Raw genomic sequence first — 15,725 nt, forward strand, 5'->3', positions numbered from 1 at the left:
ACCATGATCGTGGTGACCGGAGCGACCGGGAACGTCGGACGGCTGCTGGTGGAAACCCTTGCCGCGGCGGGAGAAGAGGTGACGGCGGTGTCGCGCCGGATCTCGGCGGCGGACGTGCCCGACGGCGTGCGGACCGTGCAAGCCGACCTCACGAGGTCCGACGGATTGAAGCAGGTCTTCGACGGCGCGGATCGGATTTTCCTGCTGACCTCAGGGGAATTCATGGCGGCGGGCGGCGACGTCGCGGAAATCGTCGCGGCGGCAGGGGGAGCGGGGATCGTGCTCCTGTCCTCCCAAGGAGTCGGGTCCGGACGGCACGCGCCCGCGTTCGAAGAGGCGGTCAAGGCGTCGAGTCCGGAGTGGACGGTGCTGCGTCCAGGTGGTTTCGCGTCGAACGCCTTCCAGTGGGCGCAGTCGATCCGGGCCGACCGGGTGGTCGCCGCCCCGTTCGGCGACGTCGCCTTGCCCGTCATCGACCCGGCGGACATCGCCGACGTCGCGGCGGCCGTGCTGCGCGAACCCGGCCACCACGGCCGGACCTATGTGCTCACCGGACCCGAACCGATCTCGCCCCGGCGGCAGGCGGCCGACCTCGGCGAGGCGCTGGGCGAGCCGGTGCGGTTCACCGAACTGAGCGAGGACGAGGCCCGCGCCGCGATGTCGGAGTTCATGCCGCCGGTGGTCGTGGAGGCCACGCTCTCGATCCTCGGCGCGCCCACGGAGGACGAACTGCGGGTCAGCCCCGACGTCGAAAAAGTCCTCGGCCGGCCGGGACGCACGTTCGCCGAATGGGCGGCGCGGAACGTGGCGGCGTTCAAATGAGCGGGAGGGCTCGATGAGAAAGTTCTCATCGAGCCCTCATCGGCGGCTCACCCGGTCCGGGCAGCCTGGGGGTATGCGAGTCCGAATCATCGTCCTGGCCGGGGTCGCCGCCGTCGTGGTGGCGGCCACCGGCACGTTCGCCGTCATCGCGGCCACCGCGGTCTCGCCGCCCGATCTCGGCCCCGCCGTGGTCGCCCCCGCGGGCCGGGCCGTCTCCGGACCGGGGGAGGCGGGCGCCCCACCCGCCGTCGTCCCGCCCCGGCTGGCCGGGCACGACGACGACGTCGATGATGACCCTGATGACGCCGATGACCACTTCGACCTCGACGACTGAGCGGGGCCGATGAGCGCCCGAGCCCGGATCCTCGCGTGGGTCCTGCTGGTCGTGCTGCTCGCGCTCGCCGGTTCGCTGCTGGCGACCCGGACCGTCCTGCACAATCAGCTGGACCAGCGCCTCGACAACGAGATCGCGCACGAGACCGGCAAACTCCGAGCCTTCCTGGCGTCTCCGGATGCCCGTCCGGCCGGGCAGCCCGCCACCGTCGAAGCGGTCCTCGGCCGCCACTTGGAACGGAATCTGCCCGAGAAGTACGAGACGTTCTTCTCGATCAGCGACGGTGCCGCGTCGAGGCGGAGCGCGATCGAGCCGCCGGTCCGCCTCGACACGGACCCGAAATTCGTCGCCGAACTCTCCAGGGCCACGAGCCCGGCGTACGGCACGGTCACCACCGCGGTCGGGTCCGCGCGCTACGGCGTCGTCCCGGTGACCATCGAGGGCTCGCCGGGCCGCGGCGCGCTGGTGATCGTCGAGTTCGTCGACCACGCCGCGGGCGAGATCAACGACGTCGTCGGCGTGATGGCCGCGATGTCGGGCGCCGCGCTGGTACTGGCCGGGCTGATCGGCTGGCTGGTCGCCGGCCGCATCCTCGCGCCGGTCCGGGAGGTACGCCTGGCCGCCGAGCAGATCGGCGAAACCGATCTTTCCCGCCGGATCGAGGTCCGGGGCTCGGATGACGTCGCCGCGCTCGGCCGCACCTTCAACACGATGCTGGACCGGCTCGAAAGCGCCTTCGCCGGGCAGCGTGACTTCATCGACGACGCCGGGCACGAACTGCGCACGCCGATCACGATCGTCCGTGGCCATATCGAGCTGATGGGTGAAGATCCCGAGGAGAACGCGGAGACGCGGCGGCTGGTCCTCGACGAACTCGGGCGGATGCAACGGATCGTGGACGATCTGCTGGTGCTCGCCAAATCCGGCGACCCCGGCTTCCTCGCGCCCGGTGAGACCGACCTCGCCGATCTCACCGTCGAAACCCTGGCCAAATCCCGTCCGCTGGCCGACCGCGTCTGGCGGCTCGACGCGGTGGCCGAGGTGAAGGTCCGCGCGGACGGGCAACGGCTCGCGCAGGCGCTGCTGCAGCTGGTCTCCAACGCGGTCCGGCACACCGCACCCGGCGACGAGATCGCCCTCGGCTCCGAGGTGACGGCGACGACGGCGCGGCTCTGGGTCCGTGACACCGGCGAGGGTGTCCCGCCGGATTCGAGGAGCCGGATCTTCGAACGGTTCAAACGCGGCAGCAATTCCAGCGGCGACGACGGAGCCGGGCTCGGCCTGGCGATCGTCGCCGCGATCGCCGAAGCGCACGGTGGCCGGGTGCTGCTCGACACCGTGCCCGGCGAAGGAGCGACGTTCACCATGGAGATCCCCGTCACGGAAGGTGCGGAGCGGTGACCAGCGTGCTCGTGGTGGAGGATTCCGCCAGGATCGGTGCCTTCGTCGAGAAAGGCCTGCGGGCGCAGGGTTTCGCGACCCGCTGGGTCAAGACCGGGTCCGAAGGGCTGACCGAGGCGTTGACCGGCGCGCACGACCTCGTGGTCCTCGATCTCGGTCTCCCGGACCTCGACGGCTCGGATCTGCTGCGGGCGCTGCGCGCGGCGGGCCGCACGGTGCCGGTGATCATCCTGACCGCGCGCGACAGCGTCGTCGACCGGGTCGCCGGGCTGTCCGGCGGCGCCGACGACTATCTCGCGAAACCGTTCGCCTTCGAGGAACTGCTGGCGCGGATCCGGTTGCGGCTACGGGGAAATCCCGAAGCCGAGCCGGCGGTGCTGCGGGCCGGAGACCTCGCCCTCGACCTGCGCACACGGCGGGTTTCGGTGGCCGGGGAGGAGAAGGACCTCACCGCCCGCGAGTTCGCGCTGCTGGAGACGTTGCTGCGCAACCGCGGCCAGGTGCTGTCCCGTGAGCAACTGCTCGGCGGGGTCTGGGGTTTCGATTTCGATCCGGGATCGAACGTGGTGGACGTCTACATCCGTTACCTGCGCGGGAAGATCGGCGCCGAGCGGATCGAAACCGTGCGGGGGATGGGCTACCGGCTCGGTGAGTCCTGATGAGACGGTTCTCATCGCGATCTCACGACGGTCTCTTTCTCGGGCGGCACAGTGGTTTCCATGACCACGACACTGCTTCATCTCGCCGTCGACCTCGTCGCCGCCGTGATCCTCGCCTACGGTATCTACGCCCGTCGTCATCATCGCGGTGACCTCGCGTGCGCCTATCTCGCGCTGAACGTCGGAGTCTGCGTTTCGGTCGCCGTGCTGCTTTCCGTGTCGACCGCGAGCGCGCTCGGGCTCGGCCTTTTCGGGGTACTGTCGATCATCCGGCTGCGATCCGATTCGATCAGCCAGCAGGAGGTCGCGTACTACTTCGTCGCGCTGGTGCTCGGCCTGGTGAACGGGCTGCCGTCCGCGGACTGGCGGATCATCGCCGTCTTCAACGTGCTGTTGCTGGCCGTCATGTACGTCGCCGACCACCCGTCGCGCACCCGTGGTCCGCAGCGGCGGACGGTCGTGCTCGACACCGTGTACCCCGACGAGCAGACGATGCTGATGGAGCTGCGCGCGCGGCTCGGCGGAACGGTCGTGCGGCACAGTGTGTCCGAAGTGGACTATGTCCGCGAGGTCACCGTCGTCGACGTCCGGTTCCGGCCGGACACCGCAGCCGTCGTCCACGGTGCTCCGGCGGGGCACCGGTGAACGGGCGCGGGACGGCCACCGTCGCCGCGGTGGCGAAGAGGCTTCCTTCGCTGTCGCTGGCCGAAGTCGTCGCCACGAGCGGGCTGATGAGCAGGACGGACCGCAAGTACGTCCTGCCGCTCAACGACTTCCTTGCCGTCACCGACGTGCTGTCGCTCCGCTGCCTGGAAATCGGCGGGCAACGGGTGTTCGGCTACTCGTCGACCTATTTCGACACACCGGATCTGGCGATCTTCCGCGCGCACCGGCAGGATCGCCGTCGCCGGTTCAAGATCCGCACGCGGACCTACACCGACTCGGCCGACACCTACTGCGAACTCAAGGTCAGCGGACGACGCGACGAAACGGTCAAGGTCCGCCGCCCCCATCCGGCCGAGGCTGCGCACGGCCTGACCACACCCGCCCTGAGGTTCCTGGACGACGCCCTCACCGCCGCCTACGGCCGCCCAGCGCCCCGGCCGCTGCTCCCCGCGCTGGTGACCGACTACCGGCGGACCACCCTCGTCACCGCCGACACGCGGATCACCTGCGACACGTCGCTGATCTGGCGTTCCGGCCCGCGGAGCCTGGCGGCGGGGGACGACCTGGTGCTGCTGGAGGTGAAGTCGGCTTCCGAGCGCAACAGCGTCACCGAGGCGCTGGCGAAGCTGCGGATCCGGGAGCAATCGGTGAGCAAGTACTGCGCGGGCCTCGTGGCGCTGGGGCTGGCGACCGGCGGGAACCGGTGGCGACCGGCGCTGCGGCGACTCGGGGTGGCGTAACGATCGCGGCGCGGCCGCCGACCCTTGCCTTCGGGTTCCGAGCGAGGGAGGACGAACATGAGGACCAGGGAGAAGGCCGCGCTCGCCGTGGCGGGGCTGGCCGTCGCCGCGGCCGGGGGCACGGTGTTCGCCGGGACGTCCGGCGCCGTCGGCCCGTCGCCGGCGCCGAGCGTGCAGGCCGCGGAGACGTCGTGCGTGACCGACGGCGCCGGGATGTGCACCGTGCAGCACACGCTGGGCGCGGTCCCGGCGGTGGTGGTCGTCTCGGCGAACACGCCGGGACAGTTCAACGCGTACATGCTGAACACGGTGCAGGGTTCGTACACGGCGACCACGTTCAAGGTGCGGGCGATGTTCGACCAGACCACGCCGAAGGTGGGCGGGGCGATCTGGTTCAGCTATGCGGCCTATGGCGGGGCGCCGGTGACGACCAGCCCGACTCCGACGAAGCTTCCGTCGTCGACAACGCCGAAGCCGACGCCGACTACGACGCCTCCGACAAGTGAGACGCCCACACCTGGCACTACACCTCCGGGAGGCGGTTCGGGCTTGGGTGGCTGACCGTCCAAATTGGACCGGTAATCGACTACCGCGGCGGCCGGTCGTCCAGCTCGTCGGCCAGGATCGCGTCGATCCGGAGACCGGCTCGCCGCAGTACCCGGATGCTCGCCCTCAGTGACAACACGATGCCGATGACGACCACGACACCGAGCCCGATGGCGACCGGATTCGCCACGAGCGCCTCCCTGCCCGACGGGCCCGGACGGCGAGCCGCCCGGCGCTGGTCCCTGAAACCTAGACGAGCCGGCTTTGCCCGGCGCCGGAAACCAGCTGATCGGCCTAGGCGATCGGGGCAGGTGAACGCTGTGATAGCTTGGAGCGAACTGGGACTTCTGTGCGTTCGCAAACCCGCTGTTCGGGCGGGGACGGCTCCCGCGGAGGTGTCAGGGCACCGTTGGGGCCGGTAGCTCAGTTGGTTAGAGCAGGGGACTCATAATCCCTTGGCCGTCGGTTCGAGCCCGACCCGGCCCACCATATCGATATCGTTGCCGATCTGTGGGGATATTGGCCCTTCGGCGGCAAATTCACCTTGGTGTCAAGCGCGATTGGTCTCTGTTTGCTCCGGCGTGCCGGTAGCAGGCGAAGTGCTCCGCAGAGCCGGTTCGTGGCGTAGCAGTCTTTCTACCTCCTCGCCACAGCCGCTGCGATGGGGCCTTCAGCAGGTCCGGAGTTCTTTGCTTCCACAGCTGGGCAAGCTGGGTGTGGTCACAGTCGGCTGAGTGTGATCCGTGTTCTCGAATCGGGATGGTCGCCGGCGGTATAGCCGCAGTGGGCAACGCGGTCCGGGGCAACTGGGGTAAGGCGGCGATGTATGCGGCAGGCGCGGTCACCTTCCGTGGGGCTCGCTACGTAGCCGCCGTTGGTAAGATCGTGCAGAAGTCTAGGATCTTCGGCGCGCCCAGCAAATTGTTCGGCAGGCACAAGATCGGTATCTTTAACCGCAACGACAAGCTCAGACTCGGTTGGACATGGAAAGGTAGCGCGAAGAAGGGTAACCACAGCCTCGCGCTGCGCGTGGGGTCGAAGCGTTCGTACCTTTGATTCCGCGGGCGCTATGTGCGATGGCGTGGAAAACGAATCAACGTCCACTTCCACTATCACATGGTCAAGGGAGGACGATGAGCTACTCGCAGCCATCAGCCGACCAGTTCGTGGGTGCGCTCAGAACTGCTTACGGGGAGCTGATCGAAAGCGGGAAGGTCTCCCTCATCGTCGACCATAATGATGCGGAGAAAACAGTCCGCATTGAGCCGGCCGTCTCGGGTGTGCCGCGCCTGGAGCTACGCATGACTGGAAGCGTCGGGGAACTGTTCCTCGACGATCTGGATCCGTTCGAAGTGGACGAGACTTTGCCGGAGGACGTCGAGGAGTTCGCGTCGTTCACACGAGCCCTGGTCGATGGGCAGCTTGAGCTGGTCTCCAGGAAGACCTTGCTCGGCTGGCGTCCAGCGGCAGTCGAATGGCCCGGCGGCCAATGGTCACTTCCAGGGAACCCGGGCATCGTGGGTTTGTTCTCCCGGCCACGCAGGGAGAAAGTGCGGGGATACGCCTAAATCGAAACTGTAGACAGGGTGAGGACAGGGAGAAACCAGTCCTCACCCTGTCGCGTTAGCCCGGCTCGCTATCCGCCACATGAAGCCCTTAAAACACATCGCCCTGGCGTTCGGCAGTCAGCGGTGCCGCTCAGGCGTCGTAGAGCGCGTCGATCGGGGTCGGAGGGAAGTGCTGGGATTGCGGGAGACTCAGGATCCGCAGCCGTTAGACGAGGGTGCCTCGGCGTAGCAAGTCCGGTCATGAGCCGCACGGTCCTCCGGCGGCGTCGGGCTGCTCGGAGATTCTGCTCCAGCGCCAAGCGGAGTGCAGGAAGGCGATGAGTGCCTCTTCGTCGATGTAAGTCGGATGGTCCCCGATAGGCGGCCAGACATCTGAGGTAGCACGGGAACGCGTCTGAGGTCGTGGACGGCGACGCTACGGGTGTCTCCCGGCGACGGCACGGTCCGGGAATTACATCGAATAGTCAAGCGTCCGGTCCCCTAACAGACGCCCCTTCATGGGGAAGATCGCGCGGGACCTGACCGGCAGCCTTGCGTGCTGAGTATCAGCGATTCTGCCTTCCGTAGCCGCGCAGTGGCGACAACCCTGACCGGGCGACGTCGGTGTTAACCGGGTCGGCGGGGGCGTCGACAATTGGCGACATCTGGCCCCGAGTATCGATCTATGCGCTTGGTTGACGCCGAGGTGATCGGCGGTGTCAATGGTGGCGAAGGCCATGACGGCGCGAAGCGGTGCAGGCGTCGCCACCCATGAAGTCCTCTTTCAGCTGGGCGGTGAATGTCGCGGCACGATGACTGGAGTGCCTTGATAATTTGGAGGCGGCTGGCGATTCCAGCGGTGCGGGACGGGATGTCGCCCCGGGTGAGCGGGAAGGGCATGGTGATCCTGCTGGCGGCAAATGTGCTGCCGAATGGAGGGCACGTCGTCTCCGATTGGGCTCCGTTGCCTCCCCGACCCGGCCCACCATATCGATATCGTTGCCCGGCCTGTGGGGACGTTGGCCCTTCGGTGGCAATTTTGCCTTGGGTCAAGCGCGATTGGTCTCTGTTCGCTCCGGCGTGCCGGTAGCTGGAGAAGCGCTTCGTAGCAGCCTTTCTCGTCACAGCTCGCTGTGGCGGGAAGAGCACAAGTCCGACTGCTGTGGCGCTGGCCTTGCGCGGGGGTTCGTGTGAGGTGTTGATCGCCAGGATTCGGGCAGTGTCCCTATGGTGGTTGTCAACGGGGAATGGGTTTCCGGTCACCATAGTTCGTCGAGTATTGCGAGTTGTTTCCGGAAGATTCTGGCGTCCTTGGGCGGAAGGGCGTGTGCGACAAGGATGAGGGTTCGTCGCAATTCGGCTGGGTCGGGGCAGCATTGCGGCACGCCGCAGCCGCAGTGAGGGTCCCAGAGTCGACACATGGGTTCATGGACGAACAGCTTCCAAGCTTGAAGTGCTTCGGCGGAGGCCCCGGGCCAAAGCCGGGTGCGTTCGAGGCGGGCGATGCCGGCTCGTCCTCGGGGTGAGAGGCCCCGAAGCGGGAGAATCCGCTCGTCAGTGCGGCAGCGGCGATGAGTATCGGCCCGGACACGGGCTGGTGATCTACGCGGCATTGCCCTTTCGGATGGTCGACATGGCGTTGATTGTGGCACGCGCGGGCTTGTGGTGCGGTGGCGGTCAAGCCGCTTGGGCGGTGGGGTTTTGATGGTGGGGTCGGAGAGGGTCGCGAAGGCGCCGAGGGCATCGAGCATCTCATCGACCTCGCCGGCGACGGTTTCCGTTGCTGAAGAACGGCTTTTCCGGCTGTCGGCGGTATCTTGCCCGCGCTCGCAACTGCGTTCCTGGTAGCCTCTGTTCACTTTCGATGGGGGAGATGAGCGCAAGATGTCGAACGTGGAGTGCCTCGGCTCGCTGAGAGCCGGTCGAATCGCAGTGGTTGTCGCCGCGTCGGCAATGCTATTGCTAGCCGGGTGTTCGTCGGCCAAGTCTGGTTCGGCGCCGCAGGGCAAGGTCGCCGAGAGTGCGGCCCCGTCGTCCGCCGACCCGGCTGCCGAGACGGCCGCCCCGGACGCTTTGTGTGAACTTCTCACACCGGCTGACCTGTCGATGATTGCCGGAGAGGCGTCCGAGCCGAAGGCGCGGGCAGTCGGCGGATTGCCCGCGTGTCACTGGGAGACGCCTGCCGGAGGTCGCGTCCAGGTGATCGGTACGTCAGCGGAAAAGTGGGCAACGCAATTGCCCGCGGCAATAGAGCAGGTGAAGAAGTCGGGACTGCTCGACGATCCGGAGACGGCTCGCAAACTGGAAGCGGCTCGCGACCTGATCGCCTCAGGCAAGGAGATCGCGCCGGATCGTGCCTGTGAGCTGTTCTCCACGCTGCTGGAGGTTCAAGGACTACCGGCCGGCAGCTCCCGCACCGTGAATCTGATTCCCACCCGGGAGAACCCCAAGGCCATCAACGGACAAACCTGCAGTGGCGGGAGATTTACGTCCGTCCAGCTCGTCGCGCCGAACCTGAGCGGCTCCGACGACGAGGCCTCGAAAATGTCGAGCGTGCTGACCAAGGCACACGAACGCAATCGCGGCTAAGCATCATTCAGTCGGCGCTCTTCTGCCTTGTCGTTTCGCCGTATCCCAATACCGGCGGGAAGCGAGCCGGAAGGGCGTTCCGGATCAACTGGACGAGGTTTCGGGTCATTTGTGCTGACTTCGCCGTCACCGGACTTGTCGGGGGCGCCTGCGAAGATGGCGGCATGACGGAAGAACCCCTTGAGGTCGATTCGGATCGGCGGTTCCGGCTGGAGACGCTGTGCGATGTCGTCCAGGCTGAGCTGGCGGCCGCCGGGTTGCCGGTGGTCCCCGGCGGCCGTCCGACCGGCGTCGCCGGTGCGGTCGTGTCGGTCGACTTGCCCGATCTGCGCGGAGTGCTCGTCGACTGGCAGGAGCACGCGCTCCTTCTTGACGCGGGGCAGGAGGCCTGGGCCGACGACCCACATCGGGAAGGCGACGAATGCGCCGCGTTCTCGCAGTTGATGTCCGCGATCGGCGAGGCGATGGCCGAGGCGATCCGGAAGATCCTCACTGCTGCCGGGCTTGAGGTATCCCGCACTGACAACGACTACTCGCCTCATGAACTCCTGGTCACCCGCAGAGTGGCCCCGTCGGTGTGGAGCGTGCGACGGGATGCCCAGTTCACCCGGCGGTATGACTCGATGCGCGCAGCCTGGAACGCGCGGAACGCTGCCGACTGCCCGAACCCCGACTGCGAGATCCACCACAGTCGCTGAACTGACCGACGCACACGTAATGTCCAATAAGGACAGAAGTGGCTGGCTGGAACGGCGGGATGGGACGCGAAAGCCACTTTCGCGACGTCTGATGTCCCGAAAGTGGCTTTCGCGACATGGCCGCGCGCCCCGACCTCGTCAGAACGGCCAGTCCGCGTTCCGTCCCGCTTCGAGGAACGGGATCATCGTGAAAGCGGCGTCCGTGAGGCCGCCGAAGGTGTGCCGGTTACCCCGTCCGGACGTCGAGTGGCCGCGCTCGTAGCCCGCGAGGTTCCACGTGTACAACGCCGTGTCCTTCGGCACGGCCTGGCCGACGTTGCCGGACGAGTGCTGCTCGTCGGTCAGGATCACCACCCGGTCGTGGTAGTCCGGACGCAGGTGGCGCTGGATCGCGCCGACGGTGTCGGTGCCCGCGCCGATGAAGTAGCCGTCGTTCTTCCACCGGTCGAGCCCGCGCAGCAGTGACTCACCTCGGGGCACGTCGAAGGCCTTGGAACCGGTGCCGCCGTAGTAGGCGTTCGAGAACGACACGACGTCCGCCGTCTCGCAGCGGGCGCCGAGCGCGATCCCGAAGATCGCGGCCGCGTCCCACCGCATCAGCGTGCCGTCCTTGCTGAAACCCGCGTTCATCGAACCCGAGGTGTCGACGAGGATCAGTGTCCTCCCGGTGAGCCGTGGCACGTTCGCCAGCGACTGGGCGATCGCCTTTTCCAGCGGGTACGACCAGCGAAGCGACGGCGCCGCCCGATACGCGGAGAGGAACCTCATCGGGAACTGCCGCGACTTCGCGATCTGCTCCGGATCGGCCAGCCGCGCCGCGACGCCCTCGGCCACCTCGTCGGACACGCCTGCCTCGTCGAAGTTCCGGAGGTTCCGCAGCAGCGCCATGTAGCCCATGGAAGGGATCATGGCTTCCCAAGCGCGCGCGTCCATCGGGCCCTGGAGCCAGCCCGCCAGGGACTCCCACGTCATGCCCGCCCGCCGGAGGGCGGACCGTGCGGTGTCGGGCCGGCTGAAGAGCTCGCGCCGCTTCTCCTTGTCCCACGCCATGAGCTCCGCGCGGGCGCCGAGGACTTCCAGTTCGGCGGGGATCTCGCGGCCGGGGTTGAACCGGACGTCGACGATGTGCTTGAACAGGGCGTCCTGCACCGGATCCTTCGGGTCCGGGTGGGCCAGGCCGAGGACGTCCGCGAACCGGAAAGCGCGCGCGGCGGAGTCCCACTTGAGGAACGACTTCTCGTCGAAGAGCCGGACGGCCGCGTCGGCGACGCCACGCTTGACCGGCTTCGGGATCTTCTTGCCGTACAGGGAGGTCCAGTACGCGAGCAGTTCGCCGGGCTCGTCGGCGCGCTGGAGTACCGAGCCGACGACGGCACGGTTCGCGATGGAGGCGTCAGGCGACGGGTCACCGCCGAGCCGGGCGCGGACGTATTCGGCGGCGCCGACGATCGCGGCGGTCCGCATGTTCGCCTCCGTGCGGAGCCAGCGCAGGAACCGCGCGGTCCACTCCGGGTCGGCGAGCGCCGTCTCCCGGACGAGGTCGGCGAATCGCGTGTCGCGCTTGTCGCCGGTCTCGTAGAAGGTGTTCTCGCCGACCATGTTGGTGACGGCGAGCAGGAACAGTTCGGACTTGGTGTCCCGCGCGTAGCCGTCGCCACCTTCGTGGGTGACGCCGCCGGGGCTGCGCTCGCCGACGATCGGTGAGCTCGTCGCCGGCCGTGTACCGGTGGTGTTGAACTTCGACACCCTCGACCCTCGTTTCGTTCGAGGGGAGCTGCGATTCCGGATGAGGCCCGAGAAAAAGTCGGTGACGGTGGCTGTCCAATGCTCTACCGATTGAGCTACCGGCAGGATGGCTGCCGGGCGGGGCTCGAACCCGCAACCCTTGGGTAATCGAAGTAACCGTCGCCTGCGCACCGGGCACATCCGAAATCATGGCTCCCGAGAAATTGTCGGTCACGGGTGCCTGTGAAAGAGGAAGTAACCGTGGCCTGCGCACCGGGAGTGCTCGCTCAAGCTAACAGAGTGCTCGTGCCCGCGTCTCCGGAATTAACCGGCCAGCCTCAGAAGCGGGGAAGCTCCAGCAGGTTGTCTTTCCAGATCCCGTCCGCGCGCGTGCGGAGGAATTTCGGGCCGAAGGTCGGCTTGATGATCTCCACGGCCACCCGGTGGATCCCCTCGTCCACGTAGGCCTTCCCGTCGTCGTCCTCGAGCCACGCCACGATCGCCGAAACGAAACTCTCGCCGGTCTCGCCGCTGCCGGGGTTGATCCAGCGCAGTTTCGTGATGCTTTCGTGGAACTTCCCACCTTCGAGCCGCGCTGCGATGATCTTGATGGCCATGGTGCTACCTCTTCGGCTGGATGCCCTCGAGCGAACAGGGGTAAAGCGGTACTCGCCACCTGCCCGCACCCCGTTACGCCGTCCGGTCGCCGTGCTTCGAACGTTACGAGTTCGAGCGCGGGGCGTCGTTCTGAGTCAGATGACGCAGACCGCGCGCGTTTCGCCATGTCACCGTCCTCACGCCGGCGGGAACACCGGACGGCGGAGAGGGGAAACGGACATGTGCGCTGCCCACAAGAGATCGGCCCTGGCGGGAATCGCCCTGGCCGTGGCGGTCTTGGCCGGCTGCGCGCCGGAGCCGGCACCGGAGGCGGCCCCGCAGGCGGCGCCTTCGCCGTCGGCGGCGGAACCGGCCGCGGCGGTGGCCTGGATGAACGGCTTCTGCGGCGTGGTCAAGGACTTCATCGACGGCAACAACAAGATGCCGTCGGCGAGTGGCGAGACCTTGGAAGCCATCAAGAAGAGCACGAGCGACCAGCTCGGGCACTACGCGGCGATTCTGACCAAGACGGTCGACGGCCTCGGCGCGCTGCCCGCCGCTCCGGTTCCGGCCGGAGACGCGGCGAAGCAGGAGTTCCTCGCGAAGTACACCTCGGCGCGCGACAAGACCGTGAAAGCGAAGGCGGGTCTGGACGCGGCGGGGAAGAACGACACCGCCGCGCAGGGCCGCGCGGTCGACGGGCTCATCGCCGCCCAGAAGGACACGCACGGCGCGCTCGACCCGGTCGCGGCCGTCTTGGGCGCTCCGGAGCTGAAAACGGCCGCCGCGACCGCGGAACGCTGCCGCCCCTGACTCGGTGGTGCAGGCCCGTTCGGGCAGGGCCTGCACCAACCGCTCAGTTGCCGAGCGAGCCGATGTTCTCGCTCGCGTGCGCGACGCCGTACTCCTCGGCGCTGGCTTCCTTGATGAGCTTGCCGTCGACCTCGATGGTGACCTTGACGGCCCCCTTGCCATTGCCCTGCGCCAGGATGCTCACCATCTGCAGAGCCTCGCCCGCCGGCAGCTTGATCGTCTTCTCCCACGGGAGCTTGACGTTGGCTTCCTGATTGCTGGTGGTCATTCCGTCGGTCGTGTAGGTGATGTTGCCCGCCTTGGCGCCGCCGGTCCCGGTCACCCGGTAGACCACGGTGTGCTCGGCGGCCTGTTGTTTGGCGGGCTGTTCCGGCGCGGACGTCCCCGCGTCGCCGCCGATCGGCGCCCCAGGCGCGGATGCCGGCGTCGTCGGAAGCGAGTTCGCCGCGTCGACGACGGCCTTGCTGAACACGATCGTCCACAGAATGCAGACGACCAGGCCGACCGCGGACAGGATGATGCCTGTCAGTGCGAGACCTTTGTTGGTCGCGACGCCGCTTTTCGCGCGGGAGAAACCGATTCCGGCGAGGATGAGCCCGACGATGACGAGCGGCCAGGCGATGACGCCGATGAACGGGATCGGGGAGAACAGCAGCCCGACGAGGCCGAGTACGAACCCCGCGGTGCCCAATCCGTTACGTGGAGGCGTAGTGACGGGTGCCGCCTGATAGGGGTACGGCGAGGGAGTGGTCACGATGATCCTTTCGCATGTCTTCGCGTGGAGATCGGCGTGACGTATTGGCATGTTACGTCTCATCGTCGGCGATTTTTCCGCGCGAATCGGAACCGCCGGACGTTACGAAAACGGCGTAACGATCAGGTATCCGTGACCGTTCATTCCTCGGCGAGGATCTTCCGCAAACGCGTCAAAGCGCGGTGCTGCGCCACTCGCACGGCACCGGCCGTCGAACCGACGACACCGGCGGTCTCCTCCGCCGACAGGCCCACGACGATCCGCAGCACGACGATCTCCCGTTGCTTGTCCGGCAGGATCCGCAGCAGTTCGCCCATCCGGTCGCTCAATTCGTTGTGCAGCGCCCGTTGTTCCGGGCCCACGGATTCCGAGATCCCGTCGGGGACTTCGGCGACGGGCTCGGCGCGGTTGCGGGCGGCGGCCCGGCGGGCGTCGGCGACCTTGTGCTGGGCGATGCCGTAGACGAAGGCGAGGAACGGCCGTCCCCGTTCCCGATAGGTCGGCAGCGCGCGGAGGATCGCCACACAGACCTCCTGCGCGACGTCGTCCGCCGACGCGTACGTCCGTTCCTGTCTGCCGATCCGCGACCGGCAGTACCGGATCACGAGCGGGCGCACGGTGGTCAGCAGCTGGTCCAGCGCACGCTTGTCACCCTTCCCGGCGGCCACGACGGGTTCGTCGAGGGTGTACCACTGCGACGGCGTCACCTGCTCGGGTTCCGAGTCCGCCGGGGTTCCGGGCGCCACCAGGGCGAGTTCCCTGACCATCGCGCGGTTCTTGATCCGGGCGAGGGTGTCTTCGGCGTCGAGGCCCATCCGCAAGGCGTAGAGGAAGGCGCCGTTGGCGCTGTCCAGCCGGTCGGCGAAGCCGGGATCGTGCTCAGCCAGCCGGCCACGCGCGTGGCGCAGTGTCGCGCCGACCGCCTCGTCCGCGATCCCCAGCACCCCGGCGATCTCCCGCTCCGAGTAGCCGTCCAACGTCCAGGCCATGGCGAGTTGCTGGCGTTTCGGCAGGCTCCCCAGCATCGTCAGGACGGCCGACGCCTCGTCGGCGAGCGCGGTGAGTTTGTCCTCCCGGCCGGCGTCGGCGGAGGCCCAATCGGCCCGGACCGCGGTCTGCTCCTTCGCCCGCCGATGCCCGACGCGGCGGACCCACGCCTTCGGCTGCGTGATGCCCGGCCAGTCCTCGTAGGCGTTGAGCAGCGCCTCCGCGGCCGCGTCGCGGGCCGGGTCCAGCGCGAAGCCCGCCTTGCACAGGAAGCCGGTGAGCAGCGGAAATTCGGCGTGGAAGAACTCGTCGAACCCTTCGTGGACCATCACCCGCACTCACCGCTCTCAGCCGCCTGACGCGAATGCCCTCACAGGACAGGTGCAGTGAGCGGGCCGCTGAGTGTAACGATTCGGTCAAGGTGATGTTTGCGGTGCGTACGAGGGCGGATACCCGGAAGTCGTTTGACGGGGAAGGGAAAATCGGAAAAAAGGAGGTGATAGGAAAATGGAAACGAGGATGGCGGGAGACCTGAGTGAGGCCGCTTGCCGCGGTGAGGATCCCGAACTGTTCTTCCCGGTCACCGAAACCGGCCCCGGCGCACGTCAGGCGGCCAGGGCGAAGGCCGTCTGCGCGCGGTGCCCGGTCGTATCGGCCTGTCTGGCCTACGCCGTGGACAACGGATTGGCCCACGGCGTTTTCGGCGGGCTGACCGGCGGCGAACGACGCCAGCTGATTCGCGTCGGCAACGCCGCCTGAAATCACTCGACATCGCGTTCCTCGAATTTCCACCGTGTTCTTCGTGCGCGCGAAAAGAGGGGCCCGGTTCCGCGAACCGGGCCCCTCG

General features: G+C 67.5%; 18 protein-coding genes and 1 tRNA gene. 14 read left to right on the forward strand and 5 right to left on the reverse strand.

Annotation, left to right across the window (positions count from 1 at the left end; all coding sequences use genetic code 11):
- The first annotated feature begins 3 nt into the window (after positions 1-3).
- From AB8M46_RS33630 to AB8M46_RS33660, 7 genes are all read left to right on the forward strand, one after another.
- A complete protein-coding gene (locus AB8M46_RS33630; RefSeq protein WP_394362824.1) occupies positions 4-822 on the forward strand; it encodes an NAD(P)H-binding protein in 819 nt (272 codons plus the stop codon).
- Between the two features lie 73 nt (positions 823-895).
- The gene (locus AB8M46_RS33635; protein WP_125737234.1) at positions 896-1,156 is read left to right on the forward strand and encodes a hypothetical protein; all 261 of its coding nucleotides are present in this window, start codon (positions 896-898) and stop codon (positions 1,154-1,156) included.
- A gap of 9 nt (positions 1,157-1,165) precedes the next feature.
- The gene (locus AB8M46_RS33640; RefSeq protein ID WP_394362825.1) at positions 1,166-2,557 is read left to right on the forward strand and encodes a sensor histidine kinase; all 1,392 of its coding nucleotides are present in this window, start codon (positions 1,166-1,168) and stop codon (positions 2,555-2,557) included.
- Positions 2,554-3,216: a response regulator transcription factor gene (locus AB8M46_RS33645; RefSeq protein WP_037342964.1), complete on the forward strand. Its 663-nt coding sequence runs from the start codon at positions 2,554-2,556 to the stop codon at positions 3,214-3,216. The genes AB8M46_RS33640 and AB8M46_RS33645 overlap by 4 nt, the downstream gene beginning before the upstream one ends.
- A 60-nt stretch (positions 3,217-3,276) precedes the next feature.
- Positions 3,277-3,861: a DUF4956 domain-containing protein gene (locus AB8M46_RS33650; protein WP_394362826.1), complete on the forward strand. Its 585-nt coding sequence runs from the start codon at positions 3,277-3,279 to the stop codon at positions 3,859-3,861.
- 29 nt (positions 3,862-3,890) lie between these two features.
- Positions 3,891-4,622, forward strand: coding sequence for a polyphosphate polymerase domain-containing protein (locus AB8M46_RS33655; RefSeq protein ID WP_394362827.1), 732 nt, complete (start codon positions 3,891-3,893; stop codon positions 4,620-4,622).
- Between the two features lie 57 nt (positions 4,623-4,679).
- The gene (locus AB8M46_RS33660; RefSeq protein WP_394362828.1) at positions 4,680-5,183 is read left to right on the forward strand and encodes a hypothetical protein; all 504 of its coding nucleotides are present in this window, start codon (positions 4,680-4,682) and stop codon (positions 5,181-5,183) included.
- A gap of 25 nt (positions 5,184-5,208) precedes the next feature.
- Here the strand turns inward: AB8M46_RS33660 and AB8M46_RS33665 are convergent, their stop codons facing one another.
- On the reverse strand, positions 5,209-5,358 hold the full coding sequence (locus AB8M46_RS33665) for a hypothetical protein (protein ID WP_162836900.1): 150 nt from the start codon (positions 5,356-5,358) through the stop codon (positions 5,209-5,211).
- 222 nt (positions 5,359-5,580) lie between these two features.
- Between AB8M46_RS33665 and AB8M46_RS33670 the strand changes: the two genes are divergently transcribed.
- From AB8M46_RS33670 to AB8M46_RS33690, 5 genes are all read left to right on the forward strand, one after another.
- Positions 5,581-5,657, forward strand: a tRNA-Ile gene (locus tag AB8M46_RS33670).
- Positions 5,658-5,951: 294 nt separating this feature from the next.
- Positions 5,952-6,224 carry a hypothetical protein gene (locus AB8M46_RS33675; RefSeq protein ID WP_394362829.1) on the forward strand — a complete coding sequence of 91 codons (273 nt, stop codon included), beginning with the start codon at positions 5,952-5,954 and terminating at the stop codon, positions 6,222-6,224.
- Positions 6,225-6,301: 77 nt separating this feature from the next.
- A complete protein-coding gene (locus AB8M46_RS33680) occupies positions 6,302-6,736 on the forward strand; it encodes a hypothetical protein (protein ID WP_394362830.1) in 435 nt (144 codons plus the stop codon).
- A 1,863-nt stretch (positions 6,737-8,599) separates the two neighbouring features.
- Positions 8,600-9,304, forward strand: coding sequence for a DUF3558 family protein (locus tag AB8M46_RS33685; RefSeq protein WP_394362831.1), 705 nt, complete (start codon positions 8,600-8,602; stop codon positions 9,302-9,304).
- Positions 9,305-9,468: 164 nt separating this feature from the next.
- On the forward strand, positions 9,469-10,002 hold the full coding sequence (locus AB8M46_RS33690; RefSeq protein WP_394362832.1) for a hypothetical protein: 534 nt from the start codon (positions 9,469-9,471) through the stop codon (positions 10,000-10,002).
- Positions 10,003-10,140: 138 nt separating this feature from the next.
- On the opposite strand, the gene AB8M46_RS33695 is transcribed toward AB8M46_RS33690, so the two are convergent.
- Both AB8M46_RS33695 and AB8M46_RS33700 read right to left on the reverse strand, forming a co-directional pair.
- Positions 10,141-11,748, reverse strand: coding sequence for a TROVE domain-containing protein (locus tag AB8M46_RS33695; protein ID WP_394362833.1), 1,608 nt, complete (start codon positions 11,746-11,748; stop codon positions 10,141-10,143).
- A gap of 317 nt (positions 11,749-12,065) precedes the next feature.
- Entirely contained in the window at positions 12,066-12,344 is a 279-nt protein-coding gene (locus AB8M46_RS33700; RefSeq protein ID WP_037342995.1) for a DUF3892 domain-containing protein, read from the reverse strand.
- Between the two features lie 220 nt (positions 12,345-12,564).
- On the opposite strand from AB8M46_RS33700, the gene AB8M46_RS33705 reads away from it, so the two are divergent.
- On the forward strand, positions 12,565-13,137 hold the full coding sequence (locus AB8M46_RS33705) for a hypothetical protein (protein WP_394362834.1): 573 nt from the start codon (positions 12,565-12,567) through the stop codon (positions 13,135-13,137).
- Between the two features lie 43 nt (positions 13,138-13,180).
- Here the strand turns inward: AB8M46_RS33705 and AB8M46_RS33710 are convergent, their stop codons facing one another.
- Both AB8M46_RS33710 and shbA read right to left on the reverse strand, forming a co-directional pair.
- The gene (locus AB8M46_RS33710) at positions 13,181-13,891 is read right to left on the reverse strand and encodes a DUF4190 domain-containing protein (protein WP_394362835.1); all 711 of its coding nucleotides are present in this window, start codon (positions 13,889-13,891) and stop codon (positions 13,181-13,183) included.
- 140 nt (positions 13,892-14,031) lie between these two features.
- A complete protein-coding gene (gene shbA / locus AB8M46_RS33715) occupies positions 14,032-15,207 on the reverse strand; it encodes an RNA polymerase sigma factor ShbA (RefSeq protein WP_394362948.1) in 1,176 nt (391 codons plus the stop codon).
- 178 nt (positions 15,208-15,385) lie between these two features.
- Here shbA and AB8M46_RS33720 point away from each other — a divergent pair, with 178 nt between their 5' ends.
- Complete coding sequence (locus AB8M46_RS33720; protein ID WP_125737219.1) at positions 15,386-15,637, forward strand: WhiB family transcriptional regulator; 252 nt, start codon at positions 15,386-15,388, stop codon at positions 15,635-15,637.
- The last annotated feature ends 88 nt before the right edge of the window (positions 15,638-15,725 follow it).

The organism is Amycolatopsis sp. SB7-3, assembly GCF_041021335.1.
Classification (GTDB): domain Bacteria; phylum Actinomycetota; class Actinomycetes; order Mycobacteriales; family Pseudonocardiaceae; genus Amycolatopsis; species Amycolatopsis japonica.